General features: G+C 63.7%; 15 protein-coding genes. 8 read left to right on the forward strand and 7 right to left on the reverse strand.

What is annotated here, in order from left to right; genetic code table 11:
- Positions 1-153: 153 nt before the first annotated feature.
- Positions 154-2667 (forward strand): ATP-dependent helicase, encoded by a 2514-nt coding sequence (locus tag FNA46_RS15285; RefSeq protein WP_143126074.1) that lies wholly within the window; start codon positions 154-156, stop codon positions 2665-2667.
- A gap of 70 nt (positions 2668-2737) precedes the next feature.
- Entirely contained in the window at positions 2738-3883 is a 1146-nt protein-coding gene (locus FNA46_RS15290) for an amidohydrolase (protein WP_143126075.1), read from the forward strand.
- Positions 3884-3892: 9 nt separating this feature from the next.
- Here FNA46_RS15290 and FNA46_RS15295 read toward each other — a convergent pair whose 3' ends face one another.
- Positions 3893-5281 (reverse strand): DUF2778 domain-containing protein, encoded by a 1389-nt coding sequence (locus FNA46_RS15295; protein ID WP_143126076.1) that lies wholly within the window; start codon positions 5279-5281, stop codon positions 3893-3895.
- 538 nt (positions 5282-5819) lie between these two features.
- Between FNA46_RS15295 and pncA the strand changes: the two genes are divergently transcribed.
- The 3 genes from pncA to FNA46_RS15310 all read left to right on the forward strand — a co-directional run bounded on the left by pncA (position 5820) and on the right by FNA46_RS15310 (position 7663).
- Positions 5820-6446, forward strand: a complete 627-nt coding sequence (gene pncA, locus FNA46_RS15300; RefSeq protein WP_143126077.1) for a bifunctional nicotinamidase/pyrazinamidase — start codon at positions 5820-5822, stop codon at positions 6444-6446.
- 195 nt (positions 6447-6641) lie between these two features.
- A complete protein-coding gene (locus FNA46_RS15305) occupies positions 6642-7349 on the forward strand; it encodes an AzlC family ABC transporter permease (protein WP_143126078.1) in 708 nt (235 codons plus the stop codon).
- Positions 7349-7663, forward strand: a complete 315-nt coding sequence (locus FNA46_RS15310) for an AzlD family protein (protein ID WP_143126079.1) — start codon at positions 7349-7351, stop codon at positions 7661-7663. The genes FNA46_RS15305 and FNA46_RS15310 overlap by 1 nt, the downstream gene beginning before the upstream one ends.
- A 46-nt stretch (positions 7664-7709) precedes the next feature.
- Here FNA46_RS15310 and FNA46_RS15315 read toward each other — a convergent pair whose 3' ends face one another.
- The 4 genes from FNA46_RS15315 to FNA46_RS26545 form a co-directional block, all read right to left on the reverse strand.
- The gene (locus tag FNA46_RS15315) at positions 7710-9539 is read right to left on the reverse strand and encodes an aminopeptidase P family protein (protein ID WP_143126080.1); all 1830 of its coding nucleotides are present in this window, start codon (positions 9537-9539) and stop codon (positions 7710-7712) included.
- 77 nt (positions 9540-9616) lie between these two features.
- Positions 9617-10498, reverse strand: coding sequence for a 50S ribosomal protein L11 methyltransferase (locus FNA46_RS15320; protein ID WP_143126081.1), 882 nt, complete (start codon positions 10496-10498; stop codon positions 9617-9619).
- 111 nt (positions 10499-10609) lie between these two features.
- Positions 10610-11209: an SCO family protein gene (locus tag FNA46_RS15325; RefSeq protein ID WP_143126082.1), complete on the reverse strand. Its 600-nt coding sequence runs from the start codon at positions 11207-11209 to the stop codon at positions 10610-10612.
- A gap of 139 nt (positions 11210-11348) precedes the next feature.
- A complete protein-coding gene (locus FNA46_RS26545) occupies positions 11349-11471 on the reverse strand; it encodes a hypothetical protein (protein ID WP_281288955.1) in 123 nt (40 codons plus the stop codon).
- A 258-nt stretch (positions 11472-11729) separates the two neighbouring features.
- On the opposite strand from FNA46_RS26545, the gene FNA46_RS15330 reads away from it, so the two are divergent.
- Together FNA46_RS15330 and FNA46_RS15335 are read left to right on the forward strand one after the other, a co-directional pair.
- Entirely contained in the window at positions 11730-13694 is a 1965-nt protein-coding gene (locus FNA46_RS15330; RefSeq protein ID WP_143126083.1) for a methyl-accepting chemotaxis protein, read from the forward strand.
- A 2-nt stretch (positions 13695-13696) separates the two neighbouring features.
- On the forward strand, positions 13697-14161 hold the full coding sequence (locus FNA46_RS15335; RefSeq protein ID WP_062554154.1) for a chemotaxis protein CheW: 465 nt from the start codon (positions 13697-13699) through the stop codon (positions 14159-14161).
- A 119-nt stretch (positions 14162-14280) separates the two neighbouring features.
- Here FNA46_RS15335 and FNA46_RS15340 read toward each other — a convergent pair whose 3' ends face one another.
- Entirely contained in the window at positions 14281-14784 is a 504-nt protein-coding gene (locus FNA46_RS15340) for a CreA family protein (protein ID WP_143126084.1), read from the reverse strand.
- 271 nt (positions 14785-15055) lie between these two features.
- Here FNA46_RS15340 and FNA46_RS15345 point away from each other — a divergent pair, with 271 nt between their 5' ends.
- Positions 15056-15589: a GNAT family N-acetyltransferase gene (locus FNA46_RS15345; protein WP_143126085.1), complete on the forward strand. Its 534-nt coding sequence runs from the start codon at positions 15056-15058 to the stop codon at positions 15587-15589.
- A 163-nt stretch (positions 15590-15752) separates the two neighbouring features.
- Here FNA46_RS15345 and FNA46_RS15350 read toward each other — a convergent pair whose 3' ends face one another.
- Positions 15753-16214 (reverse strand): DUF5330 domain-containing protein, encoded by a 462-nt coding sequence (locus tag FNA46_RS15350; protein ID WP_143126086.1) that lies wholly within the window; start codon positions 16212-16214, stop codon positions 15753-15755.
- Positions 16215-16512 lie beyond the last annotated feature (298 nt).

Raw genomic sequence — 16512 nt, forward strand, 5'->3', positions numbered from 1 at the left:
CGATCACTCTGACGTGAGCATGACGCAGGCCGCCGCAAATTTGCCGCAGCACCGACCGGTTCTGCCGCATTTGTCTGCAAATGCCGGCCGCTCTGGAATAAAACCAGAACATGCTCTATGGCCTTGTCGCCCCGGAATCATTAGATTGGCCTGATGACGAACAGTTTCGATGACATTCCGTTCTTCGACGAGGAACCGGATCACGCCCCGCGCCGCACACCGACCACGCCGCCCGTGCCGCCTGCTTCGCAGCAGAGCCAGCATGCCACCGGCGGCCTCGGCATTGCCGCGCGCGCCATGGCGGCCCGCGACCAGCACCGGGCGCCTGATTATCTCTCCGGCCTCAATCCGGAGCAGCGCGAGGCAGTGGAAACGGTGGACGGTCCTGTCCTCGTGCTGGCCGGCGCCGGCACCGGCAAAACGCGCGTGCTGACCACGCGCATCGCCCATATTCTGGCGACCGGCCGCGCCTTTCCGAGCCAGATTCTCGCCGTCACCTTCACCAACAAGGCGGCGCGCGAGATGAAGGAGCGTATCGGCGTTCTGGTCGGCGGCGCAGTCGAGGGCATGCCCTGGCTCGGCACCTTCCACTCCATCGGCGTGAAGCTTCTGCGCCGTCATGCCGAACTGGTCGGCCTGCGCTCCGATTTCACCATTCTCGATACGGACGACGTGATCCGGCTGATCAAGCAGCTGATCCAGGCGGAGGGCCTCGATGACAAGCGATGGCCGGCCCGCCAGTTCGCCGGCATGATCGATGGCTGGAAGAACAAGGGGCTGACGCCCAAGGATATTCCGGAGGGCGATGCGCGCGCCTTTGCGAACGGCAAGGGCCGTGAGCTTTACGCCGCCTATCAGGCGCGGCTGAAGACGCTAAACGCCTGCGATTTCGGCGATCTGCTGCTGCACCCCATCGATCTCTTCCGCCGCAACCCGGATGTGCTGAGGGACTATCACCAGAAGTTCCGCTATATCCTGGTGGACGAGTATCAGGACACCAACACCGCGCAGTACATGTGGCTGCGGCTGCTGGCCCAGCGCCCGAAGGACGTGCCGCAAAATGTCTGCTGCGTCGGCGACGACGACCAGTCGATCTATGGCTGGCGCGGCGCGGAGGTGGACAATATCCTGCGCTTCGAGAAGGATTTTCCAGGCGCCAAGGTCATCCGGCTGGAGCGGAACTATCGCTCCACGGAACATATCCTCGGCGCGGCCGGCCACCTGATCGCCCATAACGAGGGCCGCCTCGGCAAGACGCTGTTCACCGAACGCCGCGAACCTGACGACGAGAAGGTGGTGGTGCACGCCGCCTGGGATTCCGAGGAAGAGGCGCGCGCCGTCGGCGAAACCATCGAGCAGCTGCAGCGCGGCGATTCGACCGGCAAGAAACACAATCTGAACGACATGGCGATCCTGGTGCGCGCTTCGTTCCAGATGCGCGAATTCGAAGACCGGTTCGTCACGCTTGGCCTGAACTATCGTGTCATCGGCGGCCCGCGTTTCTATGAGCGGCTCGAAATCCGCGATGCGATGGCCTATTTCCGCCTGGTCTGCCAGCCGGCCGACGATCTCGCCTTCGAGCGCATCGTCAACACGCCGAAGCGCGGCCTCGGCGACACCACGGTGCGCGCGCTGCACGATTACGCCCGCGCCCGCGACATCCCGATGCTCGCCGCAGCCGCCGACATCATCGAGACGGACGAGCTGAAGCCAAAGGCGCGCAAAGCGCTGTTCGACGTGATCCAGAGCTTCAAGCGCTGGTCCGAGCTTCTGGAAAACACGCCCCACACGGAACTGGCCGAACAGATTCTCGATGAATCCGGCTATACCGACATGTGGAAGAACGACAAGTCGGCGGAAGGCCCGGGCCGGCTGGAGAACCTGAAGGAACTCATCCGGTCGATGGAAGCCTTCGAGAGCCTGCGCGGCTTCCTCGAACATGTCTCGCTGGTGATGGATGCCGAGCAGAATGAGGACATGGATGCGGTGTCGATCATGACGCTGCATTCGGCCAAGGGTCTGGAATTCGAGACCGTCTTCCTGCCCGGCTGGGAGGAAGGCCTGTTTCCGCACCAGCGGGCGCTTGATGAAGGCGGCCGCTCCGGTCTGGAGGAAGAGCGCCGCCTCGCCTATGTCGGCCTGACGCGCGCAAAACGCCGCTGCCACATCTGGTTCGTCTCCAACCGGCGCATCCACGGGCTCTGGCAATCCACCATGCCCTCGCGCTTTCTGGACGAGCTGCCGCCGGCACATGTGGATGTCGCCGAATCCGAGAGCAGCTATGGCGGTTACGGGCGCGGCGGCTACGGCCAGTCACGCTTCGACAAGGCCGATCCCTTCGCCAATTCCTATTCGACACCCGGCTGGAAGCGCGCCCAGGCCAACAAGACCGATGCCACCCGCGACAACTGGGGCAGCCGCTCCGGCCATGCGGTGGAACGCATCGGCTATGGCGAAAGCGGCCCGCGCGCGAAGACGATCGACGGCGAACTGATCGCCAAATCCGTGGCCGACACGCCGTCCAAATTCGCGGTCGGCGACCGCGTCTTCCACATCAAGTTCGGCAACGGCAATGTCGTTTCCGTCGAAGGCAACAAGCTGACGATCAACTTCGACCGCGCCGGCGAAAAGCGCGTGCTGGACGGGTTTGTGGAGCGGGTGGGCTAACCCCCGCGTCCAGCCTTGCCGGCAAAGAGACGAGGCGCTACCTCTCCTTGCTCTGCAGAAGGAGACCCGCATGCCCCTGTCCGACACCGATCTTGCCGATCTCGTCCGCTGGCGCCGCTATCTGCATACCATGCCGGAGATCTCCGGTGACGAGCATCAGACGGCGGCGGCGGTGGTACGGTTTCTGGACGGCGCTGCGCCGGATGCGATCGTCACCGGGCTTGGCGGCACCGGCGTCGCGGCTGTGTTCAACGGTGCCGCGCCGGGACCGACGGTCATGTTCCGCGCCGAGCTGGATGCGCTGCCGATTGCAGAAATATCGGAGATTGCGCATCGCTCGCGGATCGCCGGCAAGGGGCATATGTGCGGCCATGACGGGCACATGGCGATCCTTGCCGGCCTGGCCCTCGTCTTCGGCCGCGCGCGGCCGGCGAAAGGCCGCGTGGTTCTGCTGTTCCAGCCCGCCGAGGAAAACGGTGCCGGTGCCGCAGCCGTGCTGGCCGATCCGAAGTTTCATTCGCTGAAACCGGATTTTGCCTTTGCCCTGCACAACATGCCGGGCATTCCGCTGGGTGTCAGCTGGATCAAGGAGGGGCCGGCCAATTGCGCCTCCTGCGGCCTGAAGATCACCTTTTCCGGCAAGACGGCGCATGCCTCGATGCCGGAAACCGGCATGTCGCCGGCGCCGGCCATTGCGGCCCTCATCCCTGCCTTGTCCGCCCTGCGGACCGGCACGCTCGCTGGCGGCGATCTGGTGCTGGCAACCGTGACCCATGTCACGATCGGCGAGCCGGCCTTCGGGATCGCCCCCGGGCATGGTGAGTTGTGGGTGACGCTGCGCACCGTCTGGGATGCTGACATGGCGGATCTGCGGGCGCTGACGGAAGACATGGCGCGGGCAATGGCCGCCGAACACGGGCTTCAGGTGAGCTTCAGCTATCACGACGAATTCGGCCACTGCGTCAACCACCCCGAGGCCGCGGCCATCATTCGCCGCGCGCTGGAAGCGGAAGGACTGCCGCATGCCGAAGGCGAAGCCTTTCGCGCCTCGGAGGATTTCGGACGCTTCGGTACGGTCGCGAAATCGGCGATGTTGTTTCTGGGGGCCGGAGAGACGCATCCAGCCCTGCACAATCCGGATTACGATTTTCCCGATCAGCTGATCCCGACCGGCGCGCATATCTTTCTCGCCATCGCTCGGGACCTGCTTGGCTGAGGCCTGGCCTCAGCCGTCGCGCTTCAGGTAGTCCATCAGCGTGCGGCGATTGCCGCCCTCATCGGCAACCGGGGTGGCCGCCACGCCCGAGCCGCTGCCGCCGCGCGGGTTGATCTTGCGCAGGGCCGCCATCGGGATGGTGCCGTCGTGGCGGTTGACGATGATCATGTGCGTCACCTCCCCGCGCCTGTAGGCATTGAGGAACTTGTTGTAATCGGCAAAGGCCACGCAGCCGTGGGAATCGCCCGGCGCGCTGCGCAGGAGATAGGTATGGGCCAGCAGACCGGTCCGGCCAAGCGGTGCCACGCCGTCGGTCGGCGTCAGGCGGATGGCTGCCACGCCATGGAAGGGTGTTTCACGCATCGACAGCTTGTATGTGCCGGGCGGCGTCGGGCCGCGCATCTTCACATGGGTGAACTTCGGATTGTCGCGCATCTCGCCGATGCCCGAATGCGCTTCCATGACCGTGCCGTTCGGCATGTAGACCTTGGCGGCCGTGATGTCGTAAACGGCGATCTTCACATTCTGGTCCGGCCACGGCACGGCGCGGCTGATGTTCTTGGTCGGATTGTCCGGGCGGGCGAAGGCCAGCGCCTTCGGAGCATCCTCCTCCTCGTCATCATCCGCCTCGGCCACCACCGGCTGCGGCTTGATGCGCGAGGCGGGCTTGCTGTCAACCGGCTTCGTCTCTGCGGAGGGGGCGATGGCCATGGCAAGCGCATTGGCCGCCGGGCGGCGGATCGGCAGCGGCCCCTCCATCGGAAGACCGGTATCTGCGCCCGGTCCCACGGCTTCGGCCACCGCCAGTTCCGCAGAACTCTGCAGATCCGCCACTTCCACCTGCCCGTCTTCGGCATTGCCCACAGGCTGCGCATCCCAGGCCGTCTCGGTCGGCGGTGCCACCAGAACACTGTCCTGCAATGCAGAAACGAGCGCACTCTTAACGTCAGAGGTGGAGGGGCGCTTGTTCGTCAGTGCGGCAAACTGCTTTTCCGTCTCTTCCCGGGCGATGGCCGCGGCAAGCCCCTGCTTCACGCTCGGGTCGGCCGGACGCAGCGCCTGCAACTGCGCCATATGCGCACCCTCCAGACGGCCGGCCTTTTCAGCCGCCCCTCCGGCCAGGCGGGAAAATTTGGAAACGCGGATCACGCGATCGGCCGAAACCTGCTGCGACAACGGCTTCAGATCGAGCGATGCACGCATATCATAGGAAAAATCGGTGGGCTTGATGCTCGCCACGCTGTGCACGGTTGCCAGCGCGCCGATCATCCAGGCACCCGCGGCCAGTGTCGTTCCCACCAGCATCGCATATTTGACGAAACCACCCGAGACCGCATCGCTGGCATTGAGCCTGGAAGATCGGGAGACGGATCGCTCCGTCGCAAAAGCCAGTGCCATGATACGCGTCACCCTTTACTCGCAACTCGGATACGCGGCGCTGAAGCGCCGTACACGGACGGGAAGCCCAGACAGGGCACACGGCCTAAGCCCACGCCCGCACACTTCCACGAAGTGCGATCAGGATGACGAATTATGGTAACCAATTTCTTTACGTGGCCCCTCTTGAGCGTCATGCCCATTATAGCCGGATGCTGACAGAAGTTTAGCGAAAATGCGAAGATCGCGCGGCAATGCCGCAGCAAGGCCCGGATCCGCAGGCCTGCGCGGGCTTCCGGCGCCTGTTTGAGCGGCAGCAAGGGCAGCTTTCCCGACATGGTAAAAATTTTCTCAGCAGCCACGCTTAAGATCACGTTTTCGGGAGGATGAGAGTGTTTCGAGCGACGGCACATGGGGCAGGACGCGGTGCGTCGCGAATCATCCGGCACGCATCGGCTGCCATTGGCAGTGAAAGGCACCGGTCGGATCGTATTGCGGCTTGATTGCCGCAGGCGGGCTTGGCATCCTTTGCCGGCAAAAAGACCGGGGAGAACGGACCATGAAGGCCCTTTTGATCATCGACGTGCAGAACGGGTTCTGCCCGGGCGGCAACCTGCCGGTTCCGGAGGGTGACAAGGTGGTGCCGGTCATCAACCGGCTGATCGAGGACGGCTCCTACGATCTCGTGGTGGCCTCGCAGGATTGGCACCCCGCCGATCATGGCAGCTTCGCCTCGCAGCATCCGGGCGCAAAGCCTTTCGACATGGGAACCCTGTCCGGAAAGCCGCAGGTGCTGTGGCCGGACCATTGCGTGCAGACGACGCCCGACGCCGATTTCCATCCGGATCTCAACACGGATGCCATCGACTACATCCAGCAGAAGGGTGAAAATCCTGCCGTCGACAGCTACTCGGCCTTCCGCGACAACGATCAGGCCGCCGTGACGGGCCTTGCCGGCTACCTGAAGGCACAGCAGGTCAAGGAGCTCGATATCTGCGGGCTGGCCACCGATTACTGCGTGAAATTTTCCGCCCTCGATGCCCGCGACATGCTGCCCGACGCCAAGGTGTGCTTCATCGAGGATGCCAGCCGCGGCATCGACCCGGAAGGGGTCAAGGCCGCCATCGCCGAGATGCGCGAAAAGGGTGTCGCCATCATCACCAGCCGCGACGTGTTGTCGGACTGAGGATCGCCGCTCCCTCCGTCACCGCCCCGCCATCTCCGCCCGTCGAGAAAACTCCCGCACGGCAGCAACCCGACCGGCCGGCTGTGTGTTGAAGTGCCGCACGACCATCAGAATCCTGCATGGCAGCGTCAATTCTGTTGGCTTGTGCTTCGCCTCGCGTTTGCTTACGAGCCCGCGGTGCACAAGGAAACACGCATGCATAAGACGCATTTCTGGCAGGGTGCCCGAACCGGGCTCGTGGTAGGCCTGTCGACCGCCCCTTTCGGCCTGCTGTTCGGCGCCGTGGCCGTCGATGGCGGCGTCTCGCCGCTGGAAGCCACGATGATGAGCGGCATCATCTTTGCCGGCGCCAGCCAGTTGGTCGGCGTAAAACTGTTCGGCACCGATGTGCCGGCCTGGCTGGTCGTGCTGTCGGTGTTTGCCGTCAACTTCCGACATATCCTCTATTCGGCCGCCCTGACCCCGCATCTCGACGACAAGAACCTGACGTCCAAGGCCGGCATCTTCTTCTTCCTCACCGATCCGCAATTTGCCGAGGCGATGAAGCAGGTGGACCGCACCGGGCGGCTGGAGACCGGCTGGTATCTCGGTGTCGCCGCCATCATCTACCTGCTCTGGGTCCTGAGTTCCGCGCTCGGCGCCGTGTTCGGCAGCCTGATCGGCGATCCGGTCGCACTTGGCGTCGACGTGCTGCTGCCGGTCTATTTCCTCGGGCTCGTGCTGGGCTTTCGCAGGCGCCCGCTGTTCGGCCTCGTGGTGCCAGTCAGTGCGGCGGCCTCGATCATCGCCATGCATGTGGTGGGATCGCCCTGGCATGTCAGCCTCGGCGCGCTGGCGGGAATCGTCACCGCGCTGATCGCCCATCGTCCGCCGCCGGCTGCGGCCGAACGGGAGGTACGCTGATGGACAGGCTCACCGATCTCCACACCGCGCTCGTCATCCTCGCCGCCGGTCTTGCAACCTACCTAACCCGCATCGGCGGCTATCTGCTGGTGAGCCGCATGGCCCGCATTCCGCCGCGCATGGAAACAGCGCTGAATGCCGTTCCGGCCGCCGTGCTGACCACGCTGGTCGCACCCGCCTTCTACGATGGCGGCCTCGACGTGAAGATTGCCATGGCGGTTGCGGTTCTGGTCGGGCTCCGGTGGCAGGGTTTTGCCCTGATCGCGGCCGGATGGGGCACAGCCATGGTTCTGCGCCACCTCATCCTGGCCTGATGCCCCCTTGCCCCGCAGCGCATCCGCATGCGGGGCCACATTCCGTTCAGAGCGGCGCGGTCGCCCGTTCCAGCCAGTCGCGCACATCCGGCTCGGCAATCAGCGGCGCCAGCTTTTCGCGCACGGTGGCGTGGTAGCTGTCGATCCATGCCCGCTCTTCCGCGGTCAGCAGCGCGGTCAGGATCAGCCGTCGGTCTATCGGGCACCAGGTTAGCGTCTCAAAGCCCATCATCGGCAGGTCGCCACCCTCGATCGGCTCGAGTTCCCGTACATAGATCAGGTTCTCGATGCGAATGCCAAACGCGCCGGGGCGATAATAGCCGGGCTCGTTGGAGAGAATCATGCCCGGCAGCAGTTCCTGCGTGGACACGCGCGAAATGCGCTGCGGCCCCTCATGCACCGAGAGATAGGAGCCGACGCCATGGCCGGTGCCATGCGCGTAATCGGCGCCGGCCTTCCACAGCGCAATGCGCGCCAGGGGATCGAGATCACAGCCGCGCGTGCCCTTCGGAAAACGCGCCGCGGAAATGGCGATCATGCCCTTCAGCACCAGCGTGAAGAACTTTTTCTGCTCTTCGGGCACCGCCCCGAGGGCCACCGTGCGGGTAATATCGGTCGTGCCGTTCACATATTGGGCGCCGGAATCGATCAGGAACAGCTCGCCCGCCTGCAGGCGCCGATCCGTTTCGGTCGTCACCCGGTAGTGGATGACCGCGCCATGCTCCCCTGCCCCGGAAATCGTGTCGAAGGAAATATCCTTCAGCGGGTTCTGCAGGCTTTCGCCGACCCGGGCGCGAAACCCTTCCAGCGCGGTGACGGCGGAAATCTCGGTGACGCTCTCCGGCACCTGGCTGTCCAGCCAGTACAGAAAGCGCACCATGGCCGCTCCGTCCTGCACATGCGCCTCCGCCGAGCCCCGGAGCTCGACGGCATTCTTGATCGCACGCGGCAGGCGGGCCGGATCGGCGGCCTCGACCACGATGCCGCCGGCCGCCGCGATCGCCCGCGTCAGCGCGATCGAGGCAACATCGCCATCGACGAGGATTTTGCGGCCGCCTGCGGCATGGACTGCCAGCCGATCGAGAAGGGCGGCGGGTTCATGGCGCGTTACAAGCGCATCGAGATGCGAGGCAGCCTCGCCCAAAACCTTGGCGGGCTCGATGAACAGCTCGGCTGCACCTTCCGCTGTGATGATCGCACGGGCGAGCGGATGCGGCGTGTGGGGCACGTCGGCACCGCGAATGTTGAAGATCCACGCAATCGACGAGGGATCGGCAACCAGCAGCGCATTTGCGGCCTTGTCCGCCACGGCAGCGGCCATGGCGGCGATCTTTTCAGCCGCCGGCCGGCCCGCATGCTGCTCCTGCTGCACGCTGACGACACCCATCGGCGCGGCCGGACGGTCCTGCCACAGCCCATCAACCGGATTGCCGTCGAGGATGACGAGGCTACCGCCACAGGCCGATAGCGCGGCTTCGAGGCGCGCCACGTCCTGCCCGCTGTGCAGCCAGGGATCGATACCGAGGCGCAGCCCGCGCGATCCATGGGCCGCGATCCATTTGTGCGGCGGTTCGCCCACCAGATCGCCGGCCGTGAAGGTTGCCTGATCCACCTGCTGCACGAACTGCGTGGTGTAGCGGCCATCCACGAAGACGATCGCCTGCTGACGCAGGATCAGGGCGATCCCGGCAGAACCTGTGAAGCCGGTCAGCCAGGCCAGCCGCTCGGCCGAAGCCGGCACATACTCACCCTGAAACTCGTCGGCGCGCGGCACGAGAAAGCCATCGATCCCGAGGGCGTCGAACCTTGCGCGAAGTGCCTCGACGCGGGCCGGGCCGAGCGCGGGGGACGAGGTGGTTTCAAAGGACTGGAACATGGATCTACTTTCGCTCCGGATGTTGCCGCCGGGCGCCGCAGGACGCCCCGTTTGCCTGTGCGCCGAAGGCGACGCCTTCAGCGGTCGTGTCTCAGGTGGATCGTCACCCAGCCATTGCGCCAGAGGGTACGGACATGGGCAAGGCCCGCGCCCGAATAGGCGGCAATCACCTTCCAGCGCTGCGCGGCCAGAATGCCCGACAGGATGACGTCGCCGCCGGGCGACAGATGGGTCACAAGCTGCGGCGCCATGCGGATCAGCGGACGCGCCAGAATGTTGGCAATGATCAGATCGAAGGGACCGTGCCGGTCGAAGGCGGAAGAATGGAAGCCCGGCGCCGTTTCCAGCGAAAGCCCCTCGACAATGCCGTTCAGGCGCACATTGTCCTTCGCCACCCGCACCGCGACCGGATCGATATCGGTCGCCAGAACAGGAATGCGGCGCAGCTTGCGCACGGCTATCGCCAGAACGCCGCTGCCGGTCCCGAGGTCGAGCGCATTTTTCGGCGGATGGGCACGCATCACCTGCTCGATCATTTCCAGGCAACCTGCCGTCGTGCCGTGATGGCCGGTGCCGAAAGCCTGGCCGGCATCGATCTCGATCGCGACATCGCCGGTGCGCACCTTGTCGCGGTCATGCGAACCATGCACCAGGAAACGACCGGCGCGCACCGGCTTCAGCCCTTCCAGCGACTTGGCGATCCAGTCGATCTCGGGCAGGTCCTCGCGCTCGATCACAAGTCCCGGATAGGCTTCGGCAATCGTCTCCTCAAAGCGCGCCCGGACGGCGTCTTCATCCTCACGCATCATGTAGACGGAGGCCTCCCAGCGATCGGCCTTCTCGTCCACTTCGGTGGTGCCGATGGCAAAATCCTCCTCGCCGAAACACAGGGAGAGCAGCTCGAGAATATCTTCCGATTCCCGTTCGGTAACGGTGACGAAGAGGCGGATTTCACTCACGGTCTGGCTCTTTCTACGGCTTCATGGCGTGCGGCATGTCGAAATGAGGGGCAGCAATGCCACAAAACCGCAGCCCGCTTCAAGAAGCAGCGCAGGACCCGCAAAGGCTTGTCAGCCCTTCAGCAGGTTTTCCAGCTTCTTCACCGCCGTTTCCGGATTCTCGCCATAGGCGATGGTACCGGCAAATCGGCCGCCATGGTTCAGCAGGAAGACGGAGGCTGTGTGATCCATGGTGTAGTCGCCATTGGGATCCTTCTCGTCGACGGGCACCTTGCGGGCATAGACGCGAAAGCCCTTCACCATCTCGCCCACCTTGTCGACCGGGCCGGAAATGCCGACGACGCGATCCGTCACATTGGTGATGTACTGCTTCAGTGTATCCGGCGCGTCCCTCTCCGGATCGACGGTGACGAAATAGGCATTGAGCTTGGTGCCGTCAGGGTCCACCCGATGCAGCCAGCCGTTCATTTCAAAGAGCGTGGTGGGGCAGACTTCCGGGCAATGGGTAAAACCGAAGAACAACGCCGTCGGACGCTCCTGGAAGGCCTTTTCGGTAATCGGCGCGCCAGTCTGCGACACCAGTTGGAAGGGCACCCCGAAAGGCCCCTCGGCGATCTCCTTGGTGGAACGCGTCATTTCCAGCGTCAGCCAGCCCAGCACGCCGGCCATCAGGGCAACGGCGATCCACAGCACGATTCTGATCGTCTTCATGCGACACGACTCCCGGCTTCAGAACTTGCCCCTTTCCGTAGGCTCGCATCACAGATGCGGCAAGACAAGAATGTGTGGGAGGCAAAGGGGCGCGGTGTTTTGTCCCGGCACGACACGGCGCCCGGCATGGCCCGGAGGGTTACATGCACCAGGCGGCAAGGCTGTCGGACATGGCGAGAAAGATCGACAGACCATGCCGCAACCAGCCATAGGCGGCAAAGCCCGTCGCCAGCAGCAGCGAGAGGCTGATCGCCAAAGCCAAGGGCAAGTTTGCGGGGGTCTGGGGTAACCTCATGGCAACCTTATAGTTCAAGACTGGAAGCCTGCCCAGCCGAATTGGCGGCATATCAGGATTAACGAATGTTCAACACCTGTCTGAGACAGTTTGCGGGAGAGTCGCAGAGAGCTGCCGGCGCATGAACGCGCCATTCCCAAGAACCATCCGGGGAAGCGGCCAAGACCTGCCACAACACATTCACGACATCGGTAGCACGTTCTCAACAGGGATCCCGAGAGCCACATGACCACCATAGCCGGCAAGAAAACTCTATCCGTGAGCCACCGGCTCATGACGCTTGGCATCACGGCGTTTGTCGGCATGGGCACGATTCTCGGCGTCGGCTGGTATCAGCAGCAGCAGGTCGAGGACGGCCTGCAGGACGCAGCCGCAATCTGGAAACAGAGCAACGAGCTCAATGACCTGAAATCCGCAAGCCTGGAAATGATCCTGGCCGCAATGGACACCATCGTTGACCGCCACGACGGAAAGGTCACGCCGGAACGCCTGGCACTGATGGCCGAGACGAGCCAGAAGCTCAAAAGCGGTGCCGCGACCGTCAGCAGTCTGGCAAAGATCGTGGCTCATCCCGAACTTGCCTCCGGTTTCGAGGCAAAGGTGGAGACTGCATCACGCGCCATCCAGACCGATCTGCGGCGTCTGGTGGAAACGCGCGGCTCCGACGAGGAATTTGATGCGATCGACGATGCGATCGACGGTGCGGGCGATGCGATCGGCAAGGTGCTGGAACAGCTTTCGGCCTTCGGCACGGATCTCGCCAACCAGCAGATCGCCGAGATGCAGGCCCTGTCGCGCCAGGCGCTGTGGATCCAGCTGATCTGCGGTGCGATCGCCATGGCGATCGTAGGCCTGCTGCAGGTCATCCACGGCGGCGCCATCCAGCGCGGGGTGCGCAACGTCAAGGACAGCATGGCCCGCATCGTCGCCGGCGACTGCCAGACGCCGGTGCCGGGCACCGATGGCATGGATGAACTGGGCGAGATGGCCCGCGCAACGGAAGTGTTCCGCCAGGCAGCGCTCGAAAAGATACGGCTTGAGCAGCAGACCGCCGAGGAGCGTCAGCGCATTGCGGCCGAAAACGCCGTGCGCGAAGCGGAAGAGCGCGCCGACACGGAAGCCGTCCGCACCGCCACCCAGGCACTGGCCTCGGCGTTGACCCGTCTCTCTGAGGGCGACCTCAACGTCACCATCGAGCGCCCGTTCCGCGCGGATCTCGAACCGGTGCGCGCAGACTTCAACAGGCTGACCGCCAAGCTGCGCCTGATCATGGCGGAGATCGCCGGCAGCTCCAGCTCCATCCAGGCCAACGCCCAGCAGATGCGCTCGGCCGCCGACGATCTGGCCAAGCGCACGGAACAGCAGGCCGCATCGCTCGAGCAAACCTCCGCAGCCCTCGAACAGATCACCCGTACGGTGCGAACCGCGACCGAACGTGCGGAAGGCGCCAGCCACCTCGTCAGCCAGGCGAAGGATTTCGCCGAATCCTCCTCTCATGTGGTGACCGATGCCATGGCCGCCATGGAGCGCATCGAGGACGCGACAGGCGAAATCGGCAAGATCATCAACGTGGTCGAGGAAATCGCCTTCCAGACGAACCTGCTGGCGCTGAATGCAGGTGTCGAGGCTGCCCGCGCCGGCGAGGCCGGCAAGGGTTTTGCCGTCGTGGCGCAGGAAGTGCGTGAACTTGCAGGACGCGCCGCCGGCGCTGCCAAGGACATCAAGTCGCTCGTGACCCGCTCCAGCGCCGAGGTTCAGACCGGTGTCGAACTGGTGAAGGCCACGGGTGATGCATTGCACCGCATCGGCGACGACGTGCTCAAGATCAATGATGACGTCGGCGCCATCGTCACCTCCGCGCGCGAACAGTTCATCGGCCTGTCGGAAATCAATTCCGCCATCGGCCAGATGGACCAGACGACGCAGCAGAACGCGGCGATGGTGGAGGAAACCAACGCCTCCAGCCATACGCTTGCCAGCGACGCCGATACCCTGACCCGCCTGATGGCCCAGTTCAGCATGGATACCAGCGCCCGGCCCCGCGCCGTGGATGCGTCCGGCACGCCGGCCCAGGCCCGCCCCTCTCCCGCCCGCAGCCTGATGAACAAGGTTGCGAGCGCCATCTCCAGCAGCAGCCCCGCCGCAAGGTCGCTTGCGACGGCCACCAAAGAAAAATGGGAAGAGTTTTGACCATGAGCAATGCCATCAAACAGTCCGGCGCCTATCTCGAAATCGTATCCTTCCACCTCGGCGATCAGGAATTCTGCATCGACATCATGGCCATTCGCGAAATCCGCGGCTGGGCTCCGGTGACGCCGATGCCGCATACGCCGCCTTACGTGCTCGGCCTCATCAACCTGCGCGGCGCGGTGATCCCGGTCATCGATATGGCTTGCCGTCTCGGCATGAAGATGACCGAGCCGTCGGAACGTGCCGCCATTATCGTCACCGACATCGCCGGCAAGCTGGTCGGCCTCCTGGTGGAACAGGTGTCGGACATGATGACCATCAAGTCGGAAGACCTGCAGCCGGCACCGGAAATCATTCCGGAAGCCCAGCGCGCCTTCTGCCGCGGCATCGTGGCGCTCGAAAAGACCATGGTCTGCTTCCTGAACCTCGATACCGTCATCGCGGACGAACTCGCACAGGCTGCCTGAACCGGGTAACCCGACAGAGACGACGTGATTGCGCTGATTGCTGGATGGCGCTGCCCCGGTTTCCCGCCGGGGCTTTCGCCGTTGCAGGCGCCAAGGCCTCCCAGACCTCCCCGTGGCGATTACTTCGGCGCTCCGCCCTTCCACACCACGGGCTGGTTGAACAGCGGCACGGTGGAGATCGCCATCTTGGCAGAACCATCGGTCAGCTGGCGCGAATGCACGAGATAGATCAGGGTGTTGTTGGCCTTGTCATAGATCCGGTTGACCACGAGCTTCTTCCAGATCAGCGACATGCCCTGCTTGAACACTTCCTCGCCATCTTTCGACAGATCGATATTGCCAATCTCGATCGGCCCCGTCTGGCGGCAGGCGATGGAATTGTTGGAGGGATCCTCGAACCAGTTGCCGTTCTTCAACCGGTCCAGCATGCCGCGATCGAAATAGGTCACGTGGCAGGTCACCCCGCTGACCTTGGGATCGGTCAGTGCGTCGATGATGATGTCATTGCCCATCCAGTCCACGCCGACCTTGCCGACCACTTCGGCGCGGGCAGGAACGAAACCAGACCCAGATAAAGCGATAAATGCGGCAAAGGTGGCTGCAAGGCGGGCAATCGGGTGCATGGCGGGCTCCAGTCGGGCAATCGTGATCAGCAGATAGGCACGCCCCGCATGATTGCAAGCTGCGCGGGACAGACCTTGACCTGCCGCAAAAGAAAAGACAGTGTCACCTCCATGATCAATCGCGCCACCCAGCTTGTGATGACCCACACCCTTCGCCCGGCAGGGTGCGTGGACCGTCGGCATATGGCCTGATCATTTCCCCGCAACCCTGCCAGGACGGCAGGGTTGGCGACAGTCTTCTCTGCCTCGGCTTCTCCGAAGGACAGATGACATGACGCAAGACCGTTTTCCGATCGCTTCCGATGCGCGATGGCCTGAGGGCCTGATCATCCGCGTCCGCACGCCCGTCGATGCGGAGGGCATTGCCGCGCTGCACAACCTTCCCGGATACCGCTTCGGTACGCTGCGCACGCCCTATCACAGCGCCGACGACATCCGCAAAGGCATCGAAGGGCAGCCCGCCACCGTCACGGCGCTGGTGGCCATTCTTGGCGAGCAGATTGTCGGCGATATCGGCCTCACGCGTTTTGCCAGCCGGCGCGCGCATGCCGGCAGCATTGGCATGGGGGTGCATGATCGCTTTACGGGGCGCGGCATCGGCCGCGCGCTGCTCGGCGAAATCGTTTCCATCGCCGACAACTGGCTGAATCTCCGGCGGCTGGAACTCACAGTCTACACCGACAACGCGCCGGCTGTCGCGCTCTACCGGCGCTTCGGATTTGCGGTGGAAGGCACGCTTCAGGATTTTGCCTTTCGCGACGGCGCCTTCGTCGATGCCCACACCATGGCGCGGGTGAGACGCTGAACACCAGCGGGAGCCGCCGGACAGCCCCGTCAGCCTCACAGAGCCCCACCCGGCACCAATCAGCCTGCGGCAGGCCTTCATCCTGTCGCGCTGTCTTCGCTATCAACACAGACACATCGTTACGCGATGCGTCCGGGTGTCGTTATTCACTCTTGCCGGAAATCTAGTGGATGGGACGGGCGAGCGGCACCGGCACCGAGCCGGTGGAGATGAAATCGTCGCCGCGGAGCGTCTGGTTGTTGGCGACCCGCTGCGGCAGGGGCTGACGCGCGCCGCGCGGCACGTCGACCACGGTGGGCGCACCGGTCGACTCGACAGATTTCGCGACCTGATCAGGTGCCTTGTCCTCGGAAAGCTGGCTGTCGAGGAACTGGAAGGCGACGCGGGCCCCTTCCTTGGCGCGGAAGCCAAGTGCCGTCAGCGTTTCGCTACCCTTCTGACAGACATCCGGCTTTTCGACACAGATCGCGCTGAGATAGGAATAAGCTTCCGTTGCCGCGTTGATGGCATCCGAAACCTGGAACGTTTTTTCTCCGGCAGTCACGGGATTCGGGTTCGTGCTGAAATAGGACAGCACGACCAGACCCATCGCAAAGAAAACGCTACCCTTGATCAGAAACCACATCTGCTTTCACCCGCCTGACCGGCACTTCCTCAGACCCTTGTCCGAGGCACAACACCGAGCCTAGAGGCACTGGAAAAACGCGCTATTACAGCAACTGCTCAACTTCTTCTCGAATTTAAATCGCATTCTAACGATCATCCCCGGCGGAAGGTTCCATACCCGTTCCGTTCGCTTTTTAACGGATGACGTTAACCTTCATTACCGCGCCTCCCCGGGAAAACAAAGCGAAACTTTCAGGCCACCTGCATCAAAACCTAACATTTTTGCTAAAATAAGGCCTGTTCTGGCGCTTACGGCA

Source organism: Affinirhizobium straminoryzae (genome assembly GCF_007004135.1).
Lineage (GTDB): Bacteria > Pseudomonadota > Alphaproteobacteria > Rhizobiales > Rhizobiaceae > Neorhizobium > Neorhizobium straminoryzae.

Coding starts and splice junctions, on each gene's coding strand:
- FNA46_RS15285 (WP_143126074.1), top strand. CDS start 154: ATGACGAACAGTTTCGATGACATTCCGTTCTTCGACGAGGAACCGGAT.
- FNA46_RS15290 (WP_143126075.1), top strand. CDS start 2,738: ATGCCCCTGTCCGACACCGATCTTGCCGATCTCGTCCGCTGGCGCCGC.
- FNA46_RS15295 (WP_143126076.1), bottom strand. CDS start 5,281: ATGGCACTGGCTTTTGCGACGGAGCGATCCGTCTCCCGATCTTCCAGG.
- pncA (WP_143126077.1), top strand. CDS start 5,820: ATGAAGGCCCTTTTGATCATCGACGTGCAGAACGGGTTCTGCCCGGGC.
- FNA46_RS15305 (WP_143126078.1), top strand. CDS start 6,642: ATGCATAAGACGCATTTCTGGCAGGGTGCCCGAACCGGGCTCGTGGTA.
- FNA46_RS15310 (WP_143126079.1), top strand. CDS start 7,349: ATGGACAGGCTCACCGATCTCCACACCGCGCTCGTCATCCTCGCCGCC.
- FNA46_RS15315 (WP_143126080.1), bottom strand. CDS start 9,539: ATGTTCCAGTCCTTTGAAACCACCTCGTCCCCCGCGCTCGGCCCGGCC.
- FNA46_RS15325 (WP_143126082.1), bottom strand. CDS start 11,209: ATGAAGACGATCAGAATCGTGCTGTGGATCGCCGTTGCCCTGATGGCC.
- FNA46_RS15330 (WP_143126083.1), top strand. CDS start 11,730: ATGACCACCATAGCCGGCAAGAAAACTCTATCCGTGAGCCACCGGCTC.
- FNA46_RS15335 (WP_062554154.1), top strand. CDS start 13,697: ATGAGCAATGCCATCAAACAGTCCGGCGCCTATCTCGAAATCGTATCC.
- FNA46_RS15340 (WP_143126084.1), bottom strand. CDS start 14,784: ATGCACCCGATTGCCCGCCTTGCAGCCACCTTTGCCGCATTTATCGCT.
- FNA46_RS15345 (WP_143126085.1), top strand. CDS start 15,056: ATGACGCAAGACCGTTTTCCGATCGCTTCCGATGCGCGATGGCCTGAG.
- FNA46_RS15350 (WP_143126086.1), bottom strand. CDS start 16,214: ATGTGGTTTCTGATCAAGGGTAGCGTTTTCTTTGCGATGGGTCTGGTC.